24 protein-coding genes and 1 tRNA gene are annotated in these 25,038 nt (G+C 32.1%); 5 read left to right on the forward strand and 20 right to left on the reverse strand.

The genetic code is table 11. The features are described from left to right. Nucleotides 1-4: 4 nt before the first annotated feature. From M915_RS05985 to rpoN, 9 genes are all read right to left on the reverse strand, one after another. The gene (locus tag M915_RS05985) at nucleotides 5-1,768 is read right to left on the reverse strand and encodes a V-type ATP synthase subunit A (protein ID WP_009221550.1); all 1,764 of its coding nucleotides are present in this window, start codon (nucleotides 1,766-1,768) and stop codon (nucleotides 5-7) included. Beyond that, nucleotides 1,765-2,391: a hypothetical protein gene (locus M915_RS05990; protein WP_036730358.1), complete on the reverse strand. Its 627-nt coding sequence runs from the start codon at nucleotides 2,389-2,391 to the stop codon at nucleotides 1,765-1,767. The genes M915_RS05985 and M915_RS05990 overlap by 4 nt, the downstream gene beginning before the upstream one ends. A gap of 10 nt (nucleotides 2,392-2,401) precedes the next feature. Then, nucleotides 2,402-2,710: a V-type ATP synthase subunit F gene (locus M915_RS05995; RefSeq protein ID WP_036730360.1), complete on the reverse strand. Its 309-nt coding sequence runs from the start codon at nucleotides 2,708-2,710 to the stop codon at nucleotides 2,402-2,404. Continuing rightward, entirely contained in the window at nucleotides 2,710-3,129 is a 420-nt protein-coding gene (locus M915_RS06000) for an ATP synthase subunit C (protein ID WP_009221553.1), read from the reverse strand. Before M915_RS06000 ends, M915_RS05995 begins: the two co-directional genes overlap by 1 nt. A gap of 1 nt (nucleotide 3,130) precedes the next feature. Then, complete coding sequence (locus M915_RS06005; protein ID WP_036730362.1) at nucleotides 3,131-5,077, reverse strand: V-type ATP synthase subunit I; 1,947 nt, start codon at nucleotides 5,075-5,077, stop codon at nucleotides 3,131-3,133. Further along, nucleotides 5,078-6,115, reverse strand: coding sequence for a V-type ATPase subunit (locus M915_RS06010; protein ID WP_036730364.1), 1,038 nt, complete (start codon nucleotides 6,113-6,115; stop codon nucleotides 5,078-5,080). It abuts the gene before it with no gap. Between the two features lie 2 nt (nucleotides 6,116-6,117). Continuing rightward, entirely contained in the window at nucleotides 6,118-6,438 is a 321-nt protein-coding gene (locus tag M915_RS06015) for a hypothetical protein (RefSeq protein ID WP_036730366.1), read from the reverse strand. A 109-nt stretch (nucleotides 6,439-6,547) separates the two neighbouring features. Next, nucleotides 6,548-7,120 (reverse strand): glycoside hydrolase family 73 protein, encoded by a 573-nt coding sequence (locus tag M915_RS06020; protein ID WP_235043771.1) that lies wholly within the window; start codon nucleotides 7,118-7,120, stop codon nucleotides 6,548-6,550. Then, entirely contained in the window at nucleotides 7,113-8,432 is a 1,320-nt protein-coding gene (gene rpoN / locus M915_RS06025; RefSeq protein WP_036730370.1) for an RNA polymerase factor sigma-54, read from the reverse strand. Before rpoN ends, M915_RS06020 begins: the two co-directional genes overlap by 8 nt. Nucleotides 8,433-8,565: 133 nt before the next feature. On the opposite strand from rpoN, the gene M915_RS06030 reads away from it, so the two are divergent. Further along, nucleotides 8,566-9,477, forward strand: coding sequence for a restriction endonuclease (locus tag M915_RS06030; protein WP_036730372.1), 912 nt, complete (start codon nucleotides 8,566-8,568; stop codon nucleotides 9,475-9,477). A 111-nt stretch (nucleotides 9,478-9,588) separates the two neighbouring features. Here M915_RS06030 and tuf read toward each other — a convergent pair whose 3' ends face one another. From tuf to M915_RS06050, 4 genes are all read right to left on the reverse strand, one after another. Beyond that, a complete protein-coding gene (tuf, locus tag M915_RS06035; RefSeq protein ID WP_036729400.1) occupies nucleotides 9,589-10,782 on the reverse strand; it encodes an elongation factor Tu in 1,194 nt (397 codons plus the stop codon). Nucleotides 10,783-10,878: 96 nt separating this feature from the next. Beyond that, on the reverse strand, nucleotides 10,879-12,225 hold the full coding sequence (locus tag M915_RS06040; protein ID WP_200860593.1) for an MATE family efflux transporter: 1,347 nt from the start codon (nucleotides 12,223-12,225) through the stop codon (nucleotides 10,879-10,881). A 226-nt stretch (nucleotides 12,226-12,451) separates the two neighbouring features. After that, nucleotides 12,452-13,885 (reverse strand): beta-Ala-His dipeptidase, encoded by a 1,434-nt coding sequence (gene pepD, locus M915_RS06045; protein WP_036730374.1) that lies wholly within the window; start codon nucleotides 13,883-13,885, stop codon nucleotides 12,452-12,454. Next, on the reverse strand, nucleotides 13,882-14,541 hold the full coding sequence (locus tag M915_RS06050; protein ID WP_036730376.1) for a TetR/AcrR family transcriptional regulator: 660 nt from the start codon (nucleotides 14,539-14,541) through the stop codon (nucleotides 13,882-13,884). Before M915_RS06050 ends, pepD begins: the two co-directional genes overlap by 4 nt. A gap of 106 nt (nucleotides 14,542-14,647) precedes the next feature. Here M915_RS06050 and M915_RS06055 point away from each other — a divergent pair, with 106 nt between their 5' ends. The 4 genes from M915_RS06055 to M915_RS06070 all read left to right on the forward strand — a co-directional run bounded on the left by M915_RS06055 (nucleotide 14,648) and on the right by M915_RS06070 (nucleotide 18,666). Then, nucleotides 14,648-16,060, forward strand: coding sequence for a YfcC family protein (locus M915_RS06055; RefSeq protein WP_036730377.1), 1,413 nt, complete (start codon nucleotides 14,648-14,650; stop codon nucleotides 16,058-16,060). A 217-nt stretch (nucleotides 16,061-16,277) separates the two neighbouring features. Next, a tRNA-Thr gene (locus M915_RS06060) sits at nucleotides 16,278-16,353 on the forward strand. A gap of 124 nt (nucleotides 16,354-16,477) precedes the next feature. Beyond that, nucleotides 16,478-16,960, forward strand: coding sequence for a QueT transporter family protein (locus M915_RS06065; RefSeq protein ID WP_009221566.1), 483 nt, complete (start codon nucleotides 16,478-16,480; stop codon nucleotides 16,958-16,960). 299 nt (nucleotides 16,961-17,259) lie between these two features. Beyond that, nucleotides 17,260-18,666 carry a carbon starvation CstA family protein gene (locus M915_RS06070; protein WP_036730380.1) on the forward strand — a complete coding sequence of 469 codons (1,407 nt, stop codon included), beginning with the start codon at nucleotides 17,260-17,262 and terminating at the stop codon, nucleotides 18,664-18,666. Nucleotides 18,667-18,848: 182 nt separating this feature from the next. On the opposite strand, the gene M915_RS06075 is transcribed toward M915_RS06070, so the two are convergent. The 7 genes from M915_RS06075 to M915_RS06105 are packed head-to-tail and all read right to left on the reverse strand — an operon-like array spanning nucleotide 18,849 to nucleotide 25,038. Further along, nucleotides 18,849-19,535: a V-type ATP synthase subunit D gene (locus M915_RS06075; RefSeq protein ID WP_036730381.1), complete on the reverse strand. Its 687-nt coding sequence runs from the start codon at nucleotides 19,533-19,535 to the stop codon at nucleotides 18,849-18,851. A gap of 8 nt (nucleotides 19,536-19,543) precedes the next feature. Continuing rightward, nucleotides 19,544-20,917, reverse strand: coding sequence for a V-type ATP synthase subunit B (locus M915_RS06080; protein WP_036730384.1), 1,374 nt, complete (start codon nucleotides 20,915-20,917; stop codon nucleotides 19,544-19,546). Next, nucleotides 20,910-22,679, reverse strand: a complete 1,770-nt coding sequence (locus tag M915_RS06085) for a V-type ATP synthase subunit A (protein ID WP_036730718.1) — start codon at nucleotides 22,677-22,679, stop codon at nucleotides 20,910-20,912. Before M915_RS06085 ends, M915_RS06080 begins: the two co-directional genes overlap by 8 nt. A 13-nt stretch (nucleotides 22,680-22,692) precedes the next feature. Further along, complete coding sequence (locus tag M915_RS06090) at nucleotides 22,693-23,001, reverse strand: V-type ATP synthase subunit F (protein ID WP_009221572.1); 309 nt, start codon at nucleotides 22,999-23,001, stop codon at nucleotides 22,693-22,695. Beyond that, nucleotides 22,994-23,989 (reverse strand): V-type ATP synthase subunit C, encoded by a 996-nt coding sequence (locus M915_RS06095; RefSeq protein ID WP_036730386.1) that lies wholly within the window; start codon nucleotides 23,987-23,989, stop codon nucleotides 22,994-22,996. The genes M915_RS06090 and M915_RS06095 overlap by 8 nt, the downstream gene beginning before the upstream one ends. Before the next feature lie 9 nt (nucleotides 23,990-23,998). Then, nucleotides 23,999-24,553 (reverse strand): V-type ATP synthase subunit E, encoded by a 555-nt coding sequence (locus M915_RS06100; RefSeq protein WP_036730389.1) that lies wholly within the window; start codon nucleotides 24,551-24,553, stop codon nucleotides 23,999-24,001. An 11-nt stretch (nucleotides 24,554-24,564) separates the two neighbouring features. Further along, complete coding sequence (locus M915_RS06105) at nucleotides 24,565-25,038, reverse strand: V-type ATP synthase subunit K (RefSeq protein ID WP_009221575.1); 474 nt, start codon at nucleotides 25,036-25,038, stop codon at nucleotides 24,565-24,567.

The raw sequence follows: 25,038 nt of genomic DNA on the forward strand, positions 1-25,038 counted from the left end.
CCTACTATTCATATACCGCTTCAAGATTTGCATAATAGTCTCTTATACTGTTATTCAATTCTACAAACTTTTCAAGATGATCATTTTCTATATCATATTTCATATTTATAACTCTTGAATATAGAGTATCATCTTTGATTTTGGATATCGGAAGATGATTGTCCGCCGCAGCCTTACCGCACTCATACAATAAATCTATTGTCTTTAGCATTTCAAATTGTTTTGTAAGCGGGACAAAGGTATCTATTTTATTAAATGCATTTTGTTGTAAAAATCCCACCTTGACTACGCGGCATATTTCAAGTATAAGTCTTTGATTATCAGGAAGCACATCTTCGCCTACAAGCATAACAATTTCATTTAGCTTTGCTTCCTGATGAAGCAAGTCTAAAAATTTTGAGCGAAGTATATCCAAATCGCCGTCTAAATGCATATCATAATAATTTTTTAATAAAGATACATATTGCGAATATGAATTCATCCAATTTATTGCAGGATAGTGCCTTGCATAGGCAAGTTCTTTATCAAGTGCTAAAAATACATTTACAAACCTCTTTGTGTTCTCAGTTACCGGCTCGGAGAAATCTCCACCTACAGGAGAAACTGCCCCGATAAGCGTTACTGAACCCTCATCTCCGGAAAGCGTGTCAACATATCCTGCCCTCTCATAAAACTGAGCTATTCTTGACGGAAGATATGCAGGATACCCTTCTTCTGCAGGCATTTCCTCAAGACGTCCCGAAATCTCACGAAGAGCCTCTGCCCAACGTGATGTTGAATCCGCCATAAGAGCAACGTGATATCCCTGATCTCTAAAATATTCAGCTATTGTTACTCCTGTATATATAGATGCCTCACGTGCTGCTACCGGCATATTTGATGTATTTGCAATCAGTATTGTTCTATCCATCAAAGGATTTCCCGTATTAGGATCTATAAGCTTCGGAAAATCCTCAAGAACCTCAGTCATCTCATTCCCACGCTCTCCACATCCTATATATACAATTATGTCGGCATCACAATATTTTGCTATTTGATGCTGTGTCATTGTCTTTCCTGTACCAAAACCGCCGGGGATTGCAGCTGTTCCTCCCTTTGCTATCGGAAAAAACACATCAAAAACCCTCTGTCCGGAAACCAAAAGCCTATCTATAGGAAGTCTTTCCTTTATGGGACGCGGAATTCTTACCGGCCATTCCTGATACATTTTTAATTCATAAATTTTTCCGTTGTCATCTTCAATCTTGGCAACAACTTTTTCTATATTATATTTTCCGTTTGGAACTACATCTATTACCGTTCCGTTTACTCCCATCGGAACTAACAATCTATGGGTAATAATTGCAGTTTCAGGTACTGTTGCAAAAATTTGTCCTTCTTCTACTCTATCTCCAACTTTAATACTCAATTTTACATCCCAAAGGGTCTCTTCATCAATTGATATAAGACCAATTCCCTCCGGCATAAAATTTCCATATTCACTTCTTATTTTTGTAAGAGGTCTTTGAATCCCGTCAAACATATTTTTTATCATTCCGGGTCCAAGCTTTACCGAAAGCGGTGAACCGGTTGATATTATCTGTTCATCTCTCTTAAGTCCTGATGTTTCTTCATATACTTGAATAGTACCTAAATCTCCATCTATCTTTACAACTTCGCCGATTAACTTTTTATCTCCTATGACAACCATTTCTCTCATCTTAAAATCCGCCATATTACTTCCGATTACAACCGGTCCGTTGATTACCTTTATTAATCCGTTTTTCAATTTTTTTCACCAGCTTTTTTTAGTGTAAAGTGTAACAATTTTCCTATTTCATATTTTGAATCTTCTACCTTTTCTCTCAAAGAACAGTCTACATTATATGTTCTGCCTTCATCTGAAATAGTAAACCCGCCAATCAACTTTTTAGGAAGTGTTTCAAACGACAGTTTCATAGCCTTTCTGCCTGCTATTTTTTCAAATATAGGTATTAGTTTTTCTCTGTCTTCATCTAAAATTGAAACAATATATTCTCCTGAACCGAAATCATCTGTTACAGTTTCAAATCTGCTTTCCTCAAATATTACATACTCATTTGTTTCAGTGAATTTTTCCATTTTCATTGCAAGTTCATCTATCAGCTTATTTAAAAGTTCCTCATCTTTTTGAAGTTCAAGAACCCGCCTGTCTTCATTTACCTTTGCTATCATTTCATAGCTCTTTTGTTTTGCAAGATCCTCTTTTTTCTTTATAAGGTCACTCTTCATCTTACTGAGTTCTTTTTCTTTATCCAAAATAAGTTGATTGCATTTTTCTCTGACACGTAAAAGTTTTTCGTTACATTTCTTTTGTGTTTCCAAATAAACTATTTTATTAAAAATAGCAATTTTATTTTCAAGTAAAATCATAATTATACCTCTAACTAATTTTTACACCAACCGATTCCTTGACATATTTAAGAATGAAATCTTTATCTTTTAAACCGCATTTGTCAGGAATTGTAACTACTAACGGAAGCTTTTTGGATAATTTTACCTTTATGACATCTTCTTCTATTTCTTTAAAATCACTTTCTGTTAAAATTATTATTCCCAAAGTTTCATCATCTTTACAGTTTTTAAAATTTCTTTTTAATTCATCTGAATTTCTGCAAAAAAAACCTTCAACTCCGGCAAGTCTAAGCCAGGTCAAAATATCCATGCTTCTTGATATAATAAGAGATTTCATTATAATCTTCCTAAAATCATTATTGAAATAATAAGTCCATAGATTGCAATACCGTCTGCAAGTCCTAAAAATATCATTGATTTTCCCAAAATCTTAGGATCTTCTGAAACCGCTCCAATAGCTGATGAACCTACATTTGCAACTGCAACGCCTGCACCTAATGCTGCAAGTCCTGTTGAAAGTCCTGCTGCTAAAAAGCCTAATCCATTTCCTGAAGTTGCTGTTTCTCTTGCACTTACCATTTGCGGTACCAAAGTTATTATAGAAAATATTAGAACAGGCACAACTATTGACAAATTGATTTTTATAAGCCTTCTAACCGCTTTTTCACTTGCAGGTGTTCCCTTATAGATCAAATACGCTCCATATGCCATAACTGATACAACTGAAAGTACTGCTAAAATTATTATCTTTTCCATTTTAAAACTCCTTTAATTCAATTTTATCGGCTATAAATTCATAGCCATCCCCTAAATAATACTTGCTAAACATTTCATAATATTCAAGTCTTAAACTTTGAATAAACACCAACAATCCTTCAAGTCCAATTATTACTAAATTTCCTATTACAAGAATCACAAAATTCCCTGCCGAATTATTTATCATTTTACCGACAGTTTGAAATGCCATAAACAATCCTACATGGTTTATAGCAAATGCTCCTACTCTTATAAATGAAATTATATTACTTAATATCGACATCAAAGCTTCAAGTAATAAAAATACTCCTTCAATGTAATATCCGCTCATATTTCCATCTTCATAAGATATTTTTTCTCCCTTAAGAAGTTGTGTAATCGGTCTTTTAAATATCATCAGAACTAATGCAACTACAATTAATATAAGCGTAAGCTTTTTAGGAACTATACTTATATTTTTAATAGCTGAAAGTCCCAAATTAATTGCCAATAAAAATATGGCAAAACCGCAAAGTCCGTCTTTGCCGAAAAAAGCATCTTCATAGTCTTTAACTTTAATTCTGTTTATAAAACCTATTACATAAGATACAAATAGTAATCCGATACCGAATACTATGGCTCCTGCAAGTACGTCATTTATACTTTCAAAAGGTTTCATCCACATAGCGGGAATTAATTCCTCATTTCCGAATACCGAACCGTATAAAACTCCGAAAATCATAGATGATGCTCCAAGTCTGCTTAAAATTGCACCATATCCCTTATTTCCTCTCTTGCCAATGTAAAGTCCAAGTAGGAAAAATATAGCTCCTTGCCCTAAATCTCCAAACATTGCTCCAAAAAGTATCATATACGTAATTCCAAAAAATACTGTCGGATCCGACTCATTATAGCCGGGAGTTCCATACATTTTTAGTAACAGTTCAAAAGGCTTAAAAAAATTGGCATTTACCAGTTTTGTCGGTATACTCTCTCCCTTTTCAGGATCTCTGAAATTAACATCAATATTGTCATATTTAGAAAAAACCGATTTGATATTTTCAACATCAGAAACCCCTATCCAGCCGGACATATAAAAATATTTCTTTGATTTAGCCATATATTTTTTTACATCTTCTATTTTTTCAGCTAAAAGCATTCCGGCTATATATCTCTTTACTCTGTCTTCTTCATTTTGTATTAAGCTATTTCTGAAGTTCTCAATTTCTTTCTTTTCACCAACAAGAATTTCATGTTCACTCATTAATTTTTCAAAGATTTCCTGAGCAGTTCCGCAATATTTTCCAAGTATATTTACATCTTGCCAATTAAGACTCTTTAAAATTCTATCAATTTCATTTGAAACTTCTTGAGGATATAATGCAAGATATACTTCATTTTCATTTATTGTTCCCGTATGAAATATCATGGCAAGTATGTTCCCATAATTTTTCTTTAATCTAAATCTTCCGTCCTTATCCAAAATTCCAAAACGAGCTTTAAAATATTTAAGATTGGCAAGATCGGACAAATTTACATTTACATTTTTAAACAATTCATAATTATTTTTAATTCCGCTTATAATTTTTAAATCTTCATTTATTTTTTCAAGTCTGTCAATTTTGGTTTTCAGTTTATCATAAAAAGAATCAAAATCTGCGTTCATATCTACATCTTTTACATACTTTTCATCAATAGAATCAATCCCGAAAAAATTCATAAGCTCTTTCGCTCTTTTTACATTAAGTTCCCTTAAAGAATCTTTTTCAAAAGGCTGAATATAATTAAGTTCCATATTTCTTTCAAGATTGTTTTCATCTTCCAAGCTGAAAGTAAAGAAATTATTGTCAATTTCAAGTCGAGTATTTACAATATTAACAGCCTTGGTTTTAAGCACATCGACAATAATGCTATCCATATCAGAAAGTTGTCCTACAACATCCATCATCTTCATTTTCTCTACTGCCAATTACAATTCACTTCCTTTATAACTTCTTACTAAATATTTAAGAGTTTCTTCAAATGAAATATCAAATCTTGTAGCTTCTATTACAGCTCCTATATCTTTTATTTCATACTCAAGTAAAAACATAAACGCCAAAAATTTTCCAATGTCAAAATTACTTCGTCTAAATTCTTTTTTTGCGTTGTAATATAAATATCTGTTTATTCTTCTATCCATATACAACTCTGTATTTTCACCTTCAAATAGAAATTTGTATTCCGTTTTTAATATTCTATTTACAAATTCCTCTTCATTTTCACAATAACAAAGATCCCTTAAATTTTCATAAGAAAAATCACAACCGCCTAAAATACAAAAATTAATCAACTCCTCGGGAAGTATTTTATAGTATTTAAGACCTCTGTAAATCCATGTTATATTTAATAAATCGACTTTTCTACCATAGAGCTTTCTACTACATTCTAAATCAGTTTTATCAAAATCCTTTGTACTGTTTATAAGCTCCGTATAAAAGAACTTATCCAAATTCATTTCCATATAAAAAAGTATTACATCGCTTACTTCATCCTCATAAGCTTGTAAAACTTTGTAATACTTGGTATTTTTAAGCTTTTCTACAAATGTGGGGATTGTACTGTCAGTGTCAATCTTAAATCTTGAATCATCACCCAATACTATGAGTGAGCTTCTTAAATTATTTAATCCGTTATTTCTCTGCAAAACACGCAAAATTTTCTTTATATCGGAAATTTCAAATTCAGATAATAATGAATTTAAAAACCTTTTATAATTCCCTGAAAAATAATAACCGAACTTTCTAATCTGTTCAATCTTGTATCTTTGCATTTTAAGTTCTATATCATATACAGTATCATAACTGTCAAAAATACTGCCTATATCAGTATTTTCCTTAAGATAAGCTATAATTTCATGCACATCATTGCAATGAGCAAGTTTTATATAATCTGTGTTCATGAGGAGTTTTGAATACAAACTGTCAATTTTTGCATTTATAACTGCAAATTTTGAATTAATCCTCATAATCAATCATCCTTACTTAAAATAATTTTATCAAATGCTTTTTCTATCAAATAGTCTTTATTATTTTCATAATTTTCATCTATTTTTTTCAGTCTTTTACTATTTTCAAGCTTTCGCCTTTCAACTTCCAATCCGGCTTCGCTAATAATCTTGTCAAATATTTCCTGTGCTTTTATCTTTGCTTCATTATTAGCTTTACTTTCCATATCAGTAAGTTTTTTTCTGAGTTCTTCTCTTAATCTTTCTTCCTCAAGATCAGTTTGTTTAACCAATTCTTCAGTTCTGTTATCTATATCAATTATGCTCTCAATAGTTTCTTTCATCTCATCCCTTCTTTCAACATGTACATATAATAGCACTATCTTAGAGAATTTAAAGTACCTTTATACTAATGCAAATGTTTTTCTGAAAATTTCATCTGTTTTTCACATTTTAATCTATGATTTCTCCATCCAACTCTTCCAGATTGTATTTCTCAATTATTGAAATTATTTTTTCAGCATATGAAGGATCTGTTGCATATCCCGATTTTTGTAATGCTTTTGCCGCATCATAAGGATTTTGTGCATCTCTGACCTTTTCATATCTGCCGGCCTTTGAAATCAAAGTTCCATAATCTTTAAAACTTTCCGATTTTGATTTGTACACTCTAAAAGACTGTTTCAATATTTTTTCTTCATCGTCATAAAATTCTGATGTATTCATTTCCACATAATCGGATTTAGATGTTGCTTTAATTCCAAAGTAATTATTATATTTTTTACTCAGTTCCGAATTCCCAAAATTGCTTTCAAGAGCAGACTGGGCAAGTATTACACTTGCAAACAGATTGTATTTTTTTGCGGTTTGAATTGCAGGATACTTTGTCTCTTCAATATATACAAGCTTTTCATCAATTTTATTTTCCCGCTTAGATATAACTAAAAATACAAGTACTATAAATATAAAACCGCTAAAGAAGAAAAACCCCGTGTTTCCCTTCCTTCGCTTTCTTTTCTTACTCATCATATCTCCTTCTGTTTGATGCAGGTGCTATTTTAAGCTCATCTCTGTACTTTGCAACTGTTCTTCTCTTAATCTCTATTCCCGTTTTATTTAACATATCAGTTATCGCTTTATCTGATAGCGGATTTTTAGAATCTTCATTTAAAATGATATCTTCTATTTTTTTCATTATATAATCTCTTGAAACTTTTCCTGTCGAAAACTTCAATGGTTTTGTAAAAAAATACTTCAACGGGAAAACGCCAAAACTACATTCTAAATATTTATTTTTAGTCGCTCTTGAAACTGTTGACTCTGATATATTAAGTGCGTTTGCAATATCACTTAAGGTCATCGGTTCGAGGGAAAATCCATGTATGAAAAAATTTCTTTGATACTTTACAATTTCAGTTACAACTCTTTTAATTGTATTTCTTCTCTTTTCAAGAGCATCTATTAAAAATAGAGTCCTTGTAAGTTTTTGCTTTAAATATTTTTTAGTTTCTTCATCAATATCGGACTCAAGCATATCAAGATAAAATTTATTGACTTGTATGTTTGAAACTTGCTCATCAATTTCAATTTCAATATTTTCTGTATCAGTATTTACAAAAATTTCGGGTTTCAAATATACTGTCGGCAATTTATTTGCAGCATATCCTCTTCCCGGTTTCGGATTCAATTTTTTTATTTTTTCTATATATTCATTTAATTCAGCTAAACTTATGCCTTGACTTTTGGCAATGCTTGGTAATCTGTTTTTATAAATATCCTCCAAATGATATTCTATGATATTTTTCAAAATGGTATCATGTGCATCTATCTGCATCAAAAGACATTCCTTTAAATTTCTTGCACCTACTCCCTTAGGTTCAAACTCCCAAATTTTTCTTAAAACGTAAAATACATCATGCACCTCAGTTTTTAATATTTTTGCCGCCTCTTGAATATCAACATCAAGATATCCGTCATCACCAATATTTTCTATTAAAAACTTACCTATTTGATACTCCGACTTACTTAAATTTATCATTCCAAGCTGCTCTATTAAAACATCACTTAAAATAACAGGAGCTTTTGTATAATCTTCAGGCTTTACATCTTCATCATCTCTGTAAAATTTTACAGACTTATTTTCCCTGAGTTTTTTCAAATAGTTTCTAAAACTTTCATCTTCAATTTTAGATTCATAATCTATCAAAACATTTTCTTCGCTTTCACGCTCTAAAAAAGATTCAAGTTCAATCGAATTTAATTCCATAAGCTCAATTGACTGTATTAATTCAGTTGTCAAATTTAATTTTTGTATTAGACTTAAATCAAGTTTTAACATGAATATCACCAAGATTATTATATCATACTTTGCAATATGTAATTATTTATTCATTGTAATATAGTCTTATCATACTTTACTTTACAAAACCAATCTATAAAGCTACAATAATATCATAGGAGGAATTTTTAATATGCTAACTCAGATGTTTGAATTTGAAAAATCAAAAAATAAAATACCTTATGATATACTACATAAAAATATTCCCATTAAAATGAGTAAGGAACTTATCGAAGCAATAGAATACCTCCTTTGGTATGTCCCCGATATAGCTTCAATACAATCAAGAGAAAATGAGCTTGTATCAAATTTTTTATATGATGATTTTACATTTGAAGAAATTATGAAATACATGCACCTTAGAGATGAAGATGTACTGTTTACCGAGCAAATTGATTTTTATACAGAAAACTTTTATAAGTATGAAATATGCCCAAATTATCAAAAATTGATTTTAACTAAAAGCTCTGATGAAACTAAAACGGGTTCACTACTTCGACATATCAGAAACTCAATAGCTCATGGTTACTTTACAATTGTAGAAAATTTGCTCATCGGATTTGACTATAAATTTGTAACAGGAAAACGCGAAGAATGTAAGGCTATTTTTAAGATAAAACCGTCAAATTTACTGTATGCACTAAAAAATTTAGACACCGAACTAACTGAAGAAAGACTTGTAAAAACAGCTCTTGAAACTTGTGGATATGAAGTAAAATACTATGAAGACAATAATGAACTGTATGATAAATTTGATTTGTTTGCAAGAAGAGCCGACAGAAAATATGCCGTTGAAATAAAAAAATATAAAAAGAAAAAATATATAAATGAACGTGATGTCAGGTATATATTAGAATTATTTAAAGATGTATATAAAAATGTTCAACCCGTACTTGTAATAAATACATCTCTCCTTACAGAAAAAGCAAAACAAGAGCTTTTAAAACGCTCTATAATTATCCTTGATGTTAAAAATATAAAAAAACTGTTATCAGGCAGAGATATGCTTTTTGAAATAGAAAGAGACAGAAAATATAAGAAATAGTAATTTATAAATAAGAATGATGTAAAAGTTATTATCTTACTTAAATATAAAATGAATTAATATCCATAACATAAAAAATACCTCGATTTCTCGAGGTATTTTTATTTTATATTATTCAATTATTTTTGATACTACTCCTGATGCTACTGTTCTTCCACCTTCTCTTATCGCAAATCTTAATCCTTCGTCCATTGCGATTGGTGTGATTAGAGTTACTGTAAATGTTGAGTTATCTCCTGGCATTACCATTTCTACTCCTTCTGCCAATTGGATATCTCCTGTTACGTCTGTTGTTCTGAAGTAGAATTGTGGTCTGTATCCGTTAAAGAATGGTGTGTGTCTTCCACCTTCTTCTTTTGATAGTACGTATACTTCGGCTTCGAATTTTGTGTGTGGATGTATTGAGTTTGGTGCTGCTAATACTTGTCCTCTTTCGATTTCTGTTCTTTGTACTCCTCTTAGTAGTGCTCCGATGTTATCTCCTGCTTGTGCTTGGTCTAGTTGTTTTTTGAACATTTCTACTCCGGTTACTACTACTGTTCTCTTTTCTTCTGTTAGGCCTACTAGTTCTACGTTGTCTCCTACTTTTACTGTTCCTCTTTCTACTCTTCCTGTTGCTACTGTTCCTCTTCCTGTGATTGAGAATACGTCTTCTACCGGCATTAGGAATGGATGGTCTACGTCTCTTGCCGGTTCCGGAATGTATCTGTCTACTTCTTCCATTAGTTTTAGTACTTTTTCTCCCCATTCTCCGTCCGGATCTTCTAATGCTTTTAATGCTGATCCTACTACGATTGGTGTGTTGTCTCCGTCAAAGTCGTATTCGTTTAATAGGTCTCTTACTTCCATTTCTACTAATTCTATTAGTTCCGGATCGTCTACTTGGTCTTCTTTGTTTAGGAATACTACGATTTGTGGTACGCCTACTTGTCTTGCTAGTAGTATGTGTTCTCTTGTTTGTGGCATTGGACCGTCTGCTGCTGAACATACTAGGATTGCTCCGTCCATTTGAGCTGCTCCTGTTATCATGTTCTTTACGTAGTCGGCGTGTCCCGGACAGTCTACGTGTGCGTAGTGTCTGTTTGCTGTTTCGTATTCTACGTGTGATGTTGAGATTGTGATTCCTCTTTCTCTTTCTTCCGGTGCTTTGTCTATGTGTGCGTAGTCTACGAATTCTCCGCCACCGAATTTTTTGCTTAATACTAATGTTATTGCTGCTGTTAATGTTGTTTTACCGTGGTCTACGTGTCCTATTGTTCCAATGTTTACGTGCGGTTTTGTTCTTTCAAATTTTGCTTTTGCCATGAATATCCTCCCTAAATTTTTATAGTTACCTTAATGATACAATAAAGAACGCCTAAAATCAATATTAAAGAATTTTTTAGCATTGTACTTGAATTTTTAATAATTCAAAGATTCTATTTTATTTATTGCAAAATTCTTCAAATAGTATTTACAAAATAGAAAATCTGCAATTTCAGCTATTGGATAGCTACACCATACTAATGTCAAGTTTCCCATTGCAGCAAAAATATATGCAACGGGTAAAAGAACCAAAAGTTGCCTTACCACTGATGACATAAGTGATAACATCCCATTTCCAAGTGCCTGAAAAGTAGAGCCACTTACAATATTATATCCCGCCATCATAAATGCGGTTGAAATAATTCTAAGCATTGGAATTCCTATTTCAATAAGCTTATCTGAAGCATTAAATATTCCAAGAAGTTGCTTTGGAAATATTTGGAATATTAAAAATCCGAATGTCATAAATAGTATTCCCGATTTTAAACTTAAATCCACAACTTTTTTTGCTCTTTCAGAATTTCCCGCTCCGTAGTTATATGCAAGAACAGGTACCATCCCGTTAGTAAGCCCAAAAATAGGCATAAATATAAAACTTTGAACCTTAAAATATGCACCAAGTGCTGCAACTGCCGTTGTAGAAAATCTATCAAGTATTCCATTTAAAAGATAAATAGCTACACTTCCTATTGCTATTAATATCATACTCGGAACTCCGATAATATATATTTTTCTTATAGTATTAATATCGGGAAATATTCTTTTTATTTCTACATCCGCATTATATTTATAATTTAACGTAAATGCAATTATCGCTCCTAAAACTTGTCCTAATACAGTTGCAATTGCCGCTCCTTTTACTCCTAATGCAGGAACATTAAAAAGTCCGAAAATAAATATGGGATCCAAAATTATATTTATAACCGCTCCGATAGTTTGACTTATCATTGCAATTATAGTTCTTCCTGTTGATTGCAAAATTCTTTCTGTCATAATTTGAGTAAATATACCTATCGAAAAAATAGTACAAATAGAAATATACTCTGAGCCATAATTAATTACTTCAATATTAGTCGTCTGCATAGAATAATAAATTCTTGATAAAAAAAGTCCAAATAAAACAAATACAATAGAGTGAATTATGCAGAGAAAAAATCCGTTTTCTGCTGCAAGATTAGCCTGTCTGTTATTCTTTTCTCCAAGTGAACGTGATAATAGAGCATTAACTCCAACCCCCGCTCCAACACCGACACCTATCATTAAATTTTGTATCGGCAATGCGATAGATACTGCAGTAAAGGCATTTTCATTGATTTGTGACACAAATCGTGAATCTACTATATTATATAGCGCTTGTATAAACATAGAAAGCATTATCGGCAACGACATCTCTATTAAAAGCTTTCCCATAGGTTTATATCCCATTTTATTTTCCCTATTCAAAAATAAGCACTCCTTTCTATTTAATTATACTATAATTTCTAATATATATGAACTTTCATAAATAATTCTTATCCTATATTTGTGCTGATATAACATAATATTGATAAATATAGTTTATACGAAATAAATTATTTTAAATTTTTCAAATAAAAAAGCTTGGAGAACAGTATAAATACCGTTCACCAAGCTCTTATATTTTAATCAACTCTTTTTATTTTATAAATTTTTAAAATTTTGCCTGTTTTAATATCTCAACTAAACAATTATAAAATGTATTTGTCGATTTTATACTGAACGCTTCTTTCGGCGAGTGAAAATTCCAAGAATTTGGTCCTATTGAAACTACATCAAGCTCCGGTTTTTTATTAATGAAAAATCCGCATTCAAGACCTGCATGAACTGATAATTCTTTTATATTTTCAATTCCTTTTTCTGCATATACCTTCTTTACAAGTTCTCTTAACTTAGAATCAGATTTGAATTTCCAATTAAAATAATCTCCCCAAATTTCATATTCTAAACCGAAGGCTTTTGTAAGTTTCTTAAGTTTTTCTAAAATAAACTCTTTTTGAGAATTAAAGCTTGCTCTTATATCTGAAATCAAAATAATCTTTGAATCTTCAATATAAATTTCTCCTAAATTACAAGAACAATCTACCATATTTTCAAAGACATTACTCATAATTTGTACATCTACAGGACTTACTAAAATATAATCTAAAATATTTGAAAACATCTCTTTTGACATACATTTTTTATCTTCGATTTCTATAGGATCAACTTCAATCTTTATTTTTCCTTTATATTTTTGAAATTCTTCAGATATTAGAATATTAAACTCATTCAATTTTTCAAGGAGAGTACTATATTGATCTTTATTCAGCATTACAACAACTTTACTGTCCCTTGGAATAGCTAATCTGTAACTTCCACCTTTTACGGAGTTTAAATAAAAATCTAAATCCGATATATAATTCAAAAATCTGAATAACAATATACTACTGTTTCCTCTTCCTCTATGAATATCTTCTCCCGAATGTCCGCCTTTAAGACCTGAAATTTTAATTTCATAAGGCACATACATTTCTCCCACGTCTACAAAATCTATGTTTTTATAAGCAGTAAAAACAACTCCGCCGGCAGAAGCGCAAAGTATTTCATTTTCATTGCAATGATCTAAATTTATAAGATATTTGCAGTTAAGTTTACTTGCATCAAAATTCTCCGCACCATAAAAATCTTCTTCTTCCGAACTTGTAAGTATTGCTTCTATTTCAGGATGTTCTAAAGTATTATCTTCAAAAATAGCCATTATTGCACTGACTCCAAGTCCGTTATCTCCACCGAGAGTAGTTGTTCCTCTTGTAGATACTATGTCTCCGTCTATATAATATTTTATTGCATCTTCAGCAAAATTATGTACTACCCCTTCAGCTTTTTCACATACCATATCCATATGAGCTTGAAGTGCAATTGCAGGATAATTTTCATAACCTTTAGACGCACTCTTTCTCATGAATATATTTCTATAATCGTCTTTTTCTACGTATATTCCTCTTTCCTTTGCCCAATCATACATGTAATCTCTTATCTTTTCTTCACTATGACTTTTTCTCGGAATTTTACTTATCTTGTCAAAATTGTTTAATATCTCGTTCATTTTACACGTCCTTTCATCAAGCTATCTATCATCTTTTCCATAAACACCAAAAACTTCTCGGAATGTTTTTCCACTTCTATCTCCTTATCATAAATTACTTCATACAAATAAGTTGCATGAACTCTTACAACAACACTAACCAAAAAAGCAATATCATCTTCTTTTAAAAGATTTTCTTTTAAAAATGATTTTGTAACCTTGAAATCACGCTGAAATATATTTCCTTCTCTTAACATATCATTTATATCTTCATCTGCATTACTTCCAAGTTCCTCAGGGAATATTTCATAATAATCCTTTATTATTTCCGGAAGATATTTTGATTGATTACCATAAAACATATTAAAATATATGTCAGGATTTTTAAATGAAAACTCATTAAAAACTTTATACACCATTATATATTTCTCTTTTGGTGTTTTAACTTCTTTAAGTCTAGATCTTAATTCTATTATATAATCTTCCAAATATCCTATTGAAGCATATATTAAAAGTACTTCTAAATTCTTAAAATAATTATACAAAGTTGCACTGTTATAACCCGATTTATCAGCTATTTTTCTAATACTTACCTCTTCAAAACCAAATTCATCAATTATTTCTCTGGTCGCATTTATATAGTATGTCATCATTCGCTTTTCTTTTAAATTTTTCATATCTCACCCCCATAAAACACTTGACAATATCAAATTATCCAACTATGATTATAATATAATCGCGATTATATATCAACCCAATTTAATATCGAAAGGAGAAATATTAATGGAAAAAACAAAAAAACAAAAAAAGTTCAAATTTCCTGACGCCTTAGTATTAATTGTAATTTTACTAATAGTTGTATCCTTTGCAACTTATGTACTTCCAACAGGTGAATATACAAGAGTCTTAAATCCTATCACCGAAATAGAAATAGTAGATCCTACAAGCTATCATGCTATAGATAAAAATCCTGTATCTCTTTGGGGAGTTCTGCAATCAATCCCAAGAGGTCTTAATGAATCTGCTGAAATTATAAACTTTTTATTCATAATAGGTGGAACTTTTGGAGTATTAAAGGGAACAGGTGCTCTTGACTCTCTACTACAAGTAGCTCTTATGAGATTAAAAGGTCGTGAAAGGCTTGTAATTCCTATCGTACTTACTTTCTGGGGACTTGGCGGAGCTATAGTAGGAAATTTTGAAGAATGTTTAGCTTTTCTTCCACTGCAAATAACGCTGTGTCTTGCCTTGGGATTTGACTCCATTACAGGAGTTGCTCTTGGAATGTGCGGTGTAGGAATAGGATATATGGGTGCAATTTTAAATCCTTTTACTGTTGCAACTGCTCAAAATATAGCTGAAGTTCCTCTATTTAGCGGTATGGGACTAAGAATAGTATCTTTTGCAATTTTACTTATCATAACTGTATCTTACGTATACATATACGCAGGCAAAATTCACAAAAATCCTCAATCAAGCTTAGTTTATGAAAGCGATTTAAAGAGTCCTTTTAGAGAAAACGAATTATTGGAAGGCGAATTTAATTTCACATCAAAACAAAAATTATCACTACTTGTATTCTTATTAGGTCTTATTGCTCTAGTTTACGGTGTTTTAGTATATGAATTCTATTTAGGTGAAATTGCCGCTATATTCATGGCTGTTGCAATAATCTGCGGTTTGGTCGGCGGATTATCTTTAAACGAAACTGTAGATAATTTTGTAAAAGGCGCCGGAAACTTACTATATGCAGGACTTTGTGTAGGTTTTGCTCGTGCAATAACCGTAATAATGCAAGACGGAAATATTCTTGATGTAATAGTTCATTCATTCTCAAAATTAGTTTTCGATCTTCCTTTACAAATAAGTGCTGTAGGAATGTTCCTATTCCAATCATTTATAAATGTATTTATTCCTTCAGGTACAGGACAAGCCGTTGTAAGTATGCCTATAATGACTCCGCTTGCTGATGTTATTGGCCTTACAAGACAAACTGCAGTAATGGCATTCCAATTTGGAGATGGTATTACAAATCTTATAACACCTACTTCAGGTGATTTAATGGCTGCCCTTGCTATCGGTGGTATAGTATATGGAAAATGGATGAAGTGGATTTGGAAACTTTTATTAATGTGGTATGTAGCTTGTTCACTAATATTAATGGTTGCAACAGTTATCCACTATGGACCTATTTAATGCGATTATATGAAAATTTAATATATAGAATTAAGACTTTTAGATGCAATATTATAAATTCTAAACTCATGCTTATTTATTAAAAAAACATAAACTTAGAATTTATAATATCGCTATCTTTAAGTCTTAATTTTTTATGCACCGTAAAATATAATTTATAAAAATAGTTACAAAAAACAGATTGATATGTTATTATATATGTGCATAAATTTTAATTGCTATCGTAGCTCAGTAGGTAGAGCACTACATTGGTAATGTAGAGGTCGCGGGTTCGATCCCCGCCGTTAGCTCCACTTTTATTTAGGAGATGATATGAAAAAATTATAGACCTGTTATTTAAGTGGCACTTTGGTCTAAGTGGTGGCAAAGCTTAAATAAGAAAACTCAATAGAGTTATTTTATTTAAAGGAGAATATTATGAACTTAAAGGATCTTACTAAGAATGCTATTGTGATGGCAATATACATCATATTTATAAGTATTAATCCGATTGGCTTTGGCGCACTTCAATTTAGAATAGGAGAAGTTTTTGCATTAATTCCATTTTTTAATAGAAAGTATGTACCGGCACTTGTGCTTGGCGGAATACTTGCAAATTTCGCATCGCCATTTGGAGCTATTGACATGGTTGTCGGCGGAGTATGTGCTGTTATTACTTATACTATAAGTAAATTTATAAAAAATCCATATGTAAACGGACTTGTTTACTCCATCGTATCGGCAGTTGTTGTTTCCTCCGAAATTTATTATTTAAGTATTGGAGAAATTGCAAAATCTGATGCTTTTGGATTTATAATTACAAATATAGCAACTATTTTTTTCACTATGATTATTATTACACAGCTTGGTGTTTATATCATAGATAAGACTAAACTGAAAGATATTATAAAAAATTCTTAATTGCTCTGATTTTCAGAGCAATCTTTTTATATAACTTTAACAATAACAAATGTTTACATACGACAGTTAATTTTATTGTTTTAGAATTCAAATAACTTATCATAAGTATATTTCGCATACTTTAAAACTTGTTTAATTAAATACTTTTTATATTATTAAATGTTTATAACTTTAAAGGTTTATAATCAAATTTACTATAATTTAATATTTTATCACTTTATTATTGTCGGCAGATAATAAATGTACTATAATTTATTATAGAAAGTGTTTTCTAAGTATTTATAAAGAGGGGGTATATTATGATTACTTTTTTTATCGCACTATTTATTTTAATTGCAGGTTATTTTATCTACGGAAAATTTGTAGAAGGTATATTTGGACCGACCGATGAGCCTACTCCTGCATTATCTCATGGAGATGGAATAGATTATGTTCCGATGAGTACTCCAAAGGTATTTTTAATTCAATTACTTAACATCGCAGGACTTGGACCTATTTTCGGTGCATTAGCCGGAGCACAATGGGGACCCACCGTATTTTTATGGATAGTATTTGGAACAATACTTGCAGGAGCTGTTCACGATTTTATGTGTGGTATGATTTCTATCAGACACAAGGGAGCAAGTATATCTGAAATTACCGGTATTTATCTTGGCGATACAATGAAAAATGTAATGAGAGTTTTCTCTGTCGTATTATTGGTTTTAGTAGGTACCGTATTTGCAACAGGACCTGCTAAGCTTCTTTCAATGCTTAATACAGGATTAAACGCTAAAGTTTGGCTTATTATAATTCTTGTATATTATTTCTTGGCAACACTTCTTCCGATTGATAAAGTTATCGGAAAGTTATATCCTATTTTCGGGTTGTGCCTAATTATAATGTGTATTGGCGTAGGTGGAGGAATTTTAATTAAGGGATATCATATTCCTGAAATGACTCTTGCAAATCTTCACCCTAAAAATACTCCTATCTGGCCATTTATGTTTATTACAGTTGCCTGTGGTGCAATCTCAGGTTTCCACGCAACTCAATCTCCTATGATGGCAAGATGTATTAAAACTGAAAAAGATGGAAGAAAAGTATTCTACGGTGCAATGGTTGCAGAAGGTATTATAGCGCTTATATGGGCGGCAGCCGGAGTTGCATTCTATGGTTCTACAGGCGGTCTTTCAAATGCATTGGCTGAATCTACACAAAATGGTGTTGTATATGAAATTTGTAAAACGCTGCTTGGACCTGTAGGCTCAGTTCTTGCAATGATCGGTGTAATAGCTTGTCCTATAACATCAGGTGATACTGCATTTAGAAGTGCCAGACTTACAATTGCAGATTGGTTTAATATCGGACAAAAAGATGGCAAGAAAAGATTATTACTTACTGCTCCTCTTCTAATTGTCGGAGCTTTATTATCTCAAATCGACTTTAATATCATTTGGAGATATTTCTCTTGGTCAAACCAAACTCTTGCTATGATAGCTTTATGGGCAGCAAGTGCATATCTTCTAAAGAATAAGAAAAACTACTACATTACAATGATTCCGGCAACATTTATGTCTGCTGTGACATCAACTTATATATTAATAGCACCTGAAGGATTTAAACTTCCAATAAGCATAGCTTATCCGGCAGGAATATTATTCGCAGTATGTTGTCTTGCAGCTTTTCTTAACTCTACTAAAAAATTAAAAGCTGCACTTAAATAATTTAATAACATAAAAAATATGCTACTTTAAAAAGTAGCATATTTTTTATTGAAATTCAGAATGTTATTCGCTTACTTTTAGTATTAAGACATTGTAAACAATGTATTTGACAATTTCTCTCACAAGTTCAATCCGACCGAATACATACAAAATGCTACCCTTTCAGGGTAGCATTTTAATTTTTATACAGTTAGTGTTTCTACATCAACTTCTCTTTTCGTTTCCTTACTTTCTTCTTTTGATATGATGTCCTTAACTTTCATCAATCTGGTTATATTTGCTCTTTCATTTTCATCAAGTTTACCTAGTATATATTTTATAGTATCTTTTAAATCCGGTATTGTCTTGTATTCAAGAGCATTTACTCTTCTTCTTGTCTTTTCTATTTCATCTGCCATGAGCTGAGTTGATTTTTCAAGTTGTGCAAGTCTAAGCAGTTTATCCATTACATAGCTCAGCTTGTCTATTGCTTCATCAAGATCTGCTGTTGTCTGTGCATAACCATATGGATATAATGAACCGTCTTCTGTCAATTTTTCTGTCTTAAATTCCATCTGAGGGATTTCAACACTCATTACATTTTTAGTGGTTATTTCAAGATTTGTCTTTTGTGTAGGAAATGTTACTGCTGCTTCCAACATCTCAGGGCTCATAAATGCAGATGCTAATAAAAAGTCTTTAAATGATTTTGAAAGTTCCGCTTCAACTTCCTCTCTCAATCTTTTATTTTCTTTTACTATTTCTATAAATCTCCTCATAAGTTCGTCTTGCTTATCTTTTAAAAGCTTATGTCCTCTTGATGAAGTTATAAGTCTTTTCTTTAGCATAGACAAATTCATTCTCGTTGGATTGATGTTTAATTTTGTCATAATATACCTCAATCTTTCTGAAGATATATATCAAGAAGTTCGTCCTTTATTCTCTTTAATTCCGCTCTTGGAATTAGTCTAAGCAATTCCCAACCTAATTCAAGAGTTTCTTCTATTGCTCTGTTTGTATAATATCCCTGATTTACATATCTCTTTTCAAATTCATCTGAAAATTTTGCAAATGCTTTATCTGCATCAGATAACGCCGAATCTCCAAGTATTACTGAAAGTTCTTTAGCTTCTTTTCCGGATGTGTATGCAGCGTATATTTGGTTCATCGTACCGGCATGATCTTCTCTTGTCTTTCCTTTTCCGATACCCTTATCTTTAAGACGCGACAATGACGGTATTGCATTTATAGGTGGTTCTAATCCCTGCTTATATAATTGTCTTGATAAAATAATCTGTCCTTCTGTTATATATCCTGTAAGGTCCGGTATCGGATGTGTTATATCATCTTCCGGCATTGTCAATATAGGAATTTGTGTTATTGAACCGTTTCTTCCTTTAATTCTTCCGGCTCTTTCATAAATACCTGCAAGATCCGTGTATAAATATCCCGGATATCCACGACGACCCGGAACTTCCTTACGAGCTGCAGATATTTCACGAAGTGCCTCTGCATAATTTGTCATATCTGTCATTATTACAAGCACGTGCATTCCAAGTTCAAATGCCAAGTACTCTGCACATGTAAGTGCCATTTTAGGAGTAGCAAGTCTTTCTATAGCAGGGTCATCCGCCAAATTCATAAACAATACCGCTCTGTCTATTGCACCTGTTTCTTTAAAGTCATCAATAAAAAACTGAGCTTCTTCAAATGTAATTCCCATAGCTGTAAATACTACCGCAAATTTTTCATTTGAGCCTCTTACTTGAGCCTGTCTTGCAATTTGAGCTGCTACATTATTATGTGGAAGGCCTGAACCTGAAAATATCGGAAGTTTTTGTCCTCTTACTAATGTATTTAAACCGTCTATTGTAGAAATTCCGGTTTGAATAAACTCTGACGGATAGTCTCTACTTACAGGATTTATCGGCGAGCCGTTAATATCTATTTTTGCATTAGGAATGATTCGAGGACCATCGTCTATAGGCTGTCCAAGTCCGTCAAATACTCTTCCTATCATATCAGGACTTACCCCAAGTTCAAGCGGTCTTCCCAAAAATCTAACACTTGTTTCTTGAAGATTGATTCCGCTTGAGCCTTCAAAAATTTGAACCATGGCTTTGTCCCCATCAATTTCGATTACACGTCCACGTCTTTTCTCACCTGTTTGAAGTTCTATATCTACAAGCTCTTCATAGCTTACTCCTTCTACACCTTCCACTACCATAAGAGGCCCTACTACTTCTGTTACCGACTTATATTCTTTAAGCATTTATAGTTCCTCCTATTCTCAGTTCTTTCATTTCTCTTTCTATATCTAAAATTAATTCATCTAATTTAACAAGTTCCGATTCAGATACGTTTTTAGCTCTTGCTATCCTCTCTCTTATAGGCATACGTGATATTTCAGATAAATATACTCCGTTTTGAAGTGCATCTATTGCACAATCATAAAATTTTAATATTGCTTTCATCATTTTATTTTGCTTATCCAATGAACAATATGTGTCGATGTCATGAAAAGCATTTTGCTGCAAGAAATCTTCACGAATTGATTTTGTAATTTCAAGTTTTAGTTGATCTGATTCGGAAAGTGAATCTCTGCCGACAAGTCTAACTATTTCTTGAAGCCCTGTTTCTTCTTGTAAAAGTGTCATAGCTCTTATCCTATTCTTAGAAAAATCTCTATCTACATTTTCATTGAAATATTTATCCATTTTTGCTTGATACAGTGAATAAGAATCTATCCAGTTTATTGCAGGAAAATGTCTTCTGTATGACAGGTCATAATCAAGTTTCCAAAATATTTTTACTATTCTGAGAGTAGATTGACTTACCGGCTCTGAAATATCTCCTCCCGGAGGAGAAACAGCTCCTATTACAGAAAGTGCTCCTTCTCTTTTATCTGAACCTAGACAAATGACACGCCCTGCTCTTTCATAAAATTCCGCAACTCTTGATGCAAGGTATGCAGGATATCCTTCATCTCCCGGCATTTCTTCAAGACGTCCGCTCATTTCACGAAGCGCTTCAGCCCAGCGTGATGTTGAATCCGCCATCATTGCAACAGAATATCCCATATCTCTGTAGTATTCAGAAATTGTAATTCCTGTATATATAGATGCCTCACGTGCTGCTACCGGCATATTAGAGGTATTTGCTATAAGAACTGTTCTTTTCATAAGAGATTGTCCTGTACCGGCATCTATCAGTTCCGGAAACTCCATAAGTACATCCGTCATTTCATTTCCACGTTCTCCACAGCCTACATATACAATTATTTGAGCATCCGCCCATTTTGCAAGCTGATGCTGAACAACTGTCTTTCCACTTCCAAATGGTCCCGGAATCGCTGCCGTTCCTCCTTTTGTTATAGGAAAGAATGTATCTATAACTCTCTGTCCTGTAACAAGCGGAGTTGTAGGGTCTATTTTTTTTGTAACCTTACGTCCACGTCTTACCGGCCATTTTTGTATCATATTCAGTTCTTTTTGACCATTCTCAGTCTCAAGCACACATATAATCTCATCTACTGTATGCTTTCCTTCACTTATCTTTAAAACCTTTCCGCTAACTCCAATTGGAACCATTATTTTATGAAGTACAACAGGAGTTTCTTCAACTGTGCCTATTACATCTCCTTCTGATACCTCATCTCCCACATTAACTGTAGGTTTAAATTCCCACTTCTTTTCACGATTTAGCTTTTGGACTTCTGCTCCCTTTACAAGGAAATCCCCCGTAGTATCTTTAAGAGCTTCAAGAGGTCTTTGTATTCCGTCAAACATCTGCTCTATAAGTCCGGGTCCAAGCTCAACCGACAGCGGATATCCGGTAGATACAACTTCATCTCCCGGTCCTATTCCGGTTGTTTCTTCATATACTTGAATAGAAGCTTTATCGCCTCTCATTTCTATAATTTCGCCTATTAATTTTTTTTCAGATACTTCTACCACGTCATACACATTGGCATTTTCCATGCCGCTTGCTACTACTAATGGTCCGGAAACTTTAATTACTCTTCCTGATTTCAAAAAAGCCCCTCCTTTATAAAATATTTGATCCGACTGCTTTTTCAACATATTTATTTATGTTATTCATTCCTATATTTAAGGTTCCCCTATTTGACGGAATTAATATAACAGCCGGTGTAACTTTGTTATTATATCTCTTTATTGTTTCTTCTATCTTTTCAGCCAATTGCTCTGTTATAAATATTATCCCATAGCCATTTTGTGCAAGAAAATCAACCTTTTGTCTGGCTTCATCTTCTTCATATGCCACCACTACATCTATTCCCAGAGCTTTAAATGCCAAAATAGAATCTTTATCTCCAACAACTGCAATTTTATACATAACTATCACGTAGCCTTTCCTTAATGAAAGAAGCATCCAGTCCATTCATCTTTGATATCATTATAATTCTCAAGTTCTTAATTTCCATTTCCTTTGCAAGCAAGTATGCAAATAAAACTTCAGGTCCATAAGTAATTCTTTTGACATCTTTTATCAGATTTATAAAATAGTTATCTTTCTCTTTTTCAAAAGTTAGTAGTGAATTTGTCTGATTATACTCCTCAATACCATGTTTTACATACCTGTATATCCTTGTAGGTTTAAACAGCATACTGTCTTCGTCAATTTTATTATTCAAATATCTAAAAAACTCATTCTTTTTAATGCTACCTCCATCAATCAGAACTCTATTTAAAAATCCTAAAGTTCTTTCCTGTTTTTGGCATCTTAACAATGTGTTTATATTTGTAAAATCTATAAGATCTTCTATATATTTGTAAAACAAATCAGAATCAATGTCTTTTACCAATTCTTTAAGTCTTGAAAAATAAAATTCATCTACTATAATATCAATACATTGAGGATCTTTAGTCTTTTCATATTCTTCCTTTGACAGTTTTATAACCTCATAAAATTCTCCGGACGAATTTTTTTCATTTAAAAATTGCTTTTTAATTTTTTCAACATCAAAATTTCCATATTCAATGTATAATTGCCTAAAATCTTCGCCTAAAATATTTTCTTTTATAAAAACTTTAATATTATGATAATGATATTTTAAAACTAAAATATCTACTATTCTGTCATCAGGACTTAAATTATAAGCTTTTTTATAGACATCCTCCTGCTCGCTCTTTAGAGCCTCCTCAAAATCCTCATTTCTATTTAATTTTAAAATATAACTTTGATAGACTGAATCTCCCAAAATTCTAAGAGCTTCTTCAAGATTTCTTGATTCTGACATTCTGTCAAAAACACTTTTATTAAGAAGTTTTTTTTCTAAAACTCTAACTATCGCAGATTGTTGAATGAATAAATTTCTATCCATTTCTACCTCCTAACTGATAAATAGCTTTTCAAAAACTTCCATTTCAAAATCGCTTCTTTTAACTTCGACTATATCTTCAAATTTATTATTGTATAAAATATTCCCCATTAAAAGTGCAAATCCACTTTTTACCGACTCATCTGAAATCTCAATTCCAAAGTCTGCATTTTTTACTGCCTGCTTATATCTTTCCGGAACAATTAGAACTGAATTTGAAGTCAGCTTGACATTTGCAATAGAATTTTTTACATACGTTATATATTCTTCATCTGATAAGTTTTCCAATTTATCAATTACCGTTTCAAAAACTCTATCTACAATTTTTTGTTTAGCTTCTAAAACCATATCTCTTGCCTTTAATTCCGCTCCCGAAATGGCTTTGTCTAAAATCTTTTCAGAGTCTTTATTTGCTCTGTCTATAATTTTTTTTGCTTCCGCCTTTGCTCTTTCTTCATTTTCACTTATAATTTCAGATGCCTTTTGATTTGATTGACTTAAGATTTCTTCAGATTTTTTTACAGAGTCGGTTTCAATTTTATTAATCAAATTGTCTAAGTTTGACACTGTAAGCCTCCTTATTGAACCTTTATCATAATTAAAAATGAAATTGCAAATGCCAAAATTGCATACATTTCAACCATTACTGCAAAAATAATTCCCTTTCCTTGTTGTTCTTCATTCTTCGCAAGAATATTAATACCTGCAACAGATACTTTCCCTTGAGCTATTGCTGAAAAATATCCTACAAGGCCTACGGGAAGAGAAGCACAAAGTAAAACAAATCCCTCATATAAATCTAATTGCGGAGTTAATTTAAAAAGTATAAGCATTCCTATTACGAAACCATATAATCCTTGAGTTCCAGGAAGAAGCTGAAGAATTAATGACTTACCGAACTTCTCAGGCTCTTCAATTACAACTCCCGCTGCAGCCTCCCCTGCAATTCCTACTCCCTTTGCAGAACCTGCACCTGCCATAAGTGCTGCTATTGCAACTCCAAATGCTCCAAGCATAATTCCACCATTGTTTACAAAAAATCCTTGATACAT

This window comes from Peptoniphilus mikwangii (assembly GCF_000468535.1).
Taxonomy (GTDB): domain Bacteria; phylum Bacillota; class Clostridia; order Tissierellales; family Peptoniphilaceae; genus Anaerosphaera; species Anaerosphaera mikwangii.

Coding starts and splice junctions, on each gene's coding strand:
- M915_RS06030 (WP_036730372.1), top strand. CDS start 8,566: ATGCTAACTCAGATGTTTGAATTTGAAAAATCAAAAAATAAAATACCT.
- M915_RS06105 (WP_009221575.1), bottom strand. CDS start 25,038: ATGTATCAAGGATTTTTTGTAAACAATGGTGGAATTATGCTTGGAGCA.
- M915_RS06070 (WP_036730380.1), top strand. CDS start 17,260: ATGATTACTTTTTTTATCGCACTATTTATTTTAATTGCAGGTTATTTT.
- M915_RS06080 (WP_036730384.1), bottom strand. CDS start 20,917: ATGCTTAAAGAATATAAGTCGGTAACAGAAGTAGTAGGGCCTCTTATG.
- tuf (WP_036729400.1), bottom strand. CDS start 10,782: ATGGCAAAAGCAAAATTTGAAAGAACAAAACCGCACGTAAACATTGGA.
- M915_RS06010 (WP_036730364.1), bottom strand. CDS start 6,115: ATGAGGATTAATTCAAAATTTGCAGTTATAAATGCAAAAATTGACAGT.
- M915_RS06050 (WP_036730376.1), bottom strand. CDS start 14,541: ATGAAAAATTTAAAAGAAAAGCGAATGATGACATACTATATAAATGCG.
- rpoN (WP_036730370.1), bottom strand. CDS start 8,432: ATGTTAAAACTTGATTTAAGTCTAATACAAAAATTAAATTTGACAACT.
- M915_RS06065 (WP_009221566.1), top strand. CDS start 16,478: ATGAACTTAAAGGATCTTACTAAGAATGCTATTGTGATGGCAATATAC.
- M915_RS06090 (WP_009221572.1), bottom strand. CDS start 23,001: ATGTATAAAATTGCAGTTGTTGGAGATAAAGATTCTATTTTGGCATTT.
- M915_RS05990 (WP_036730358.1), bottom strand. CDS start 2,391: ATGATTTTACTTGAAAATAAAATTGCTATTTTTAATAAAATAGTTTAT.
- M915_RS05995 (WP_036730360.1), bottom strand. CDS start 2,710: ATGAAATCTCTTATTATATCAAGAAGCATGGATATTTTGACCTGGCTT.
- M915_RS06055 (WP_036730377.1), top strand. CDS start 14,648: ATGGAAAAAACAAAAAAACAAAAAAAGTTCAAATTTCCTGACGCCTTA.
- M915_RS06075 (WP_036730381.1), bottom strand. CDS start 19,535: ATGACAAAATTAAACATCAATCCAACGAGAATGAATTTGTCTATGCTA.
- M915_RS06095 (WP_036730386.1), bottom strand. CDS start 23,989: ATGGATAGAAATTTATTCATTCAACAATCTGCGATAGTTAGAGTTTTA.
- pepD (WP_036730374.1), bottom strand. CDS start 13,885: ATGAACGAGATATTAAACAATTTTGACAAGATAAGTAAAATTCCGAGA.
- M915_RS06015 (WP_036730366.1), bottom strand. CDS start 6,438: ATGAAAGAAACTATTGAGAGCATAATTGATATAGATAACAGAACTGAA.
- M915_RS06020 (WP_235043771.1), bottom strand. CDS start 7,120: ATGAGTAAGAAAAGAAAGCGAAGGAAGGGAAACACGGGGTTTTTCTTC.
- M915_RS06000 (WP_009221553.1), bottom strand. CDS start 3,129: ATGGAAAAGATAATAATTTTAGCAGTACTTTCAGTTGTATCAGTTATG.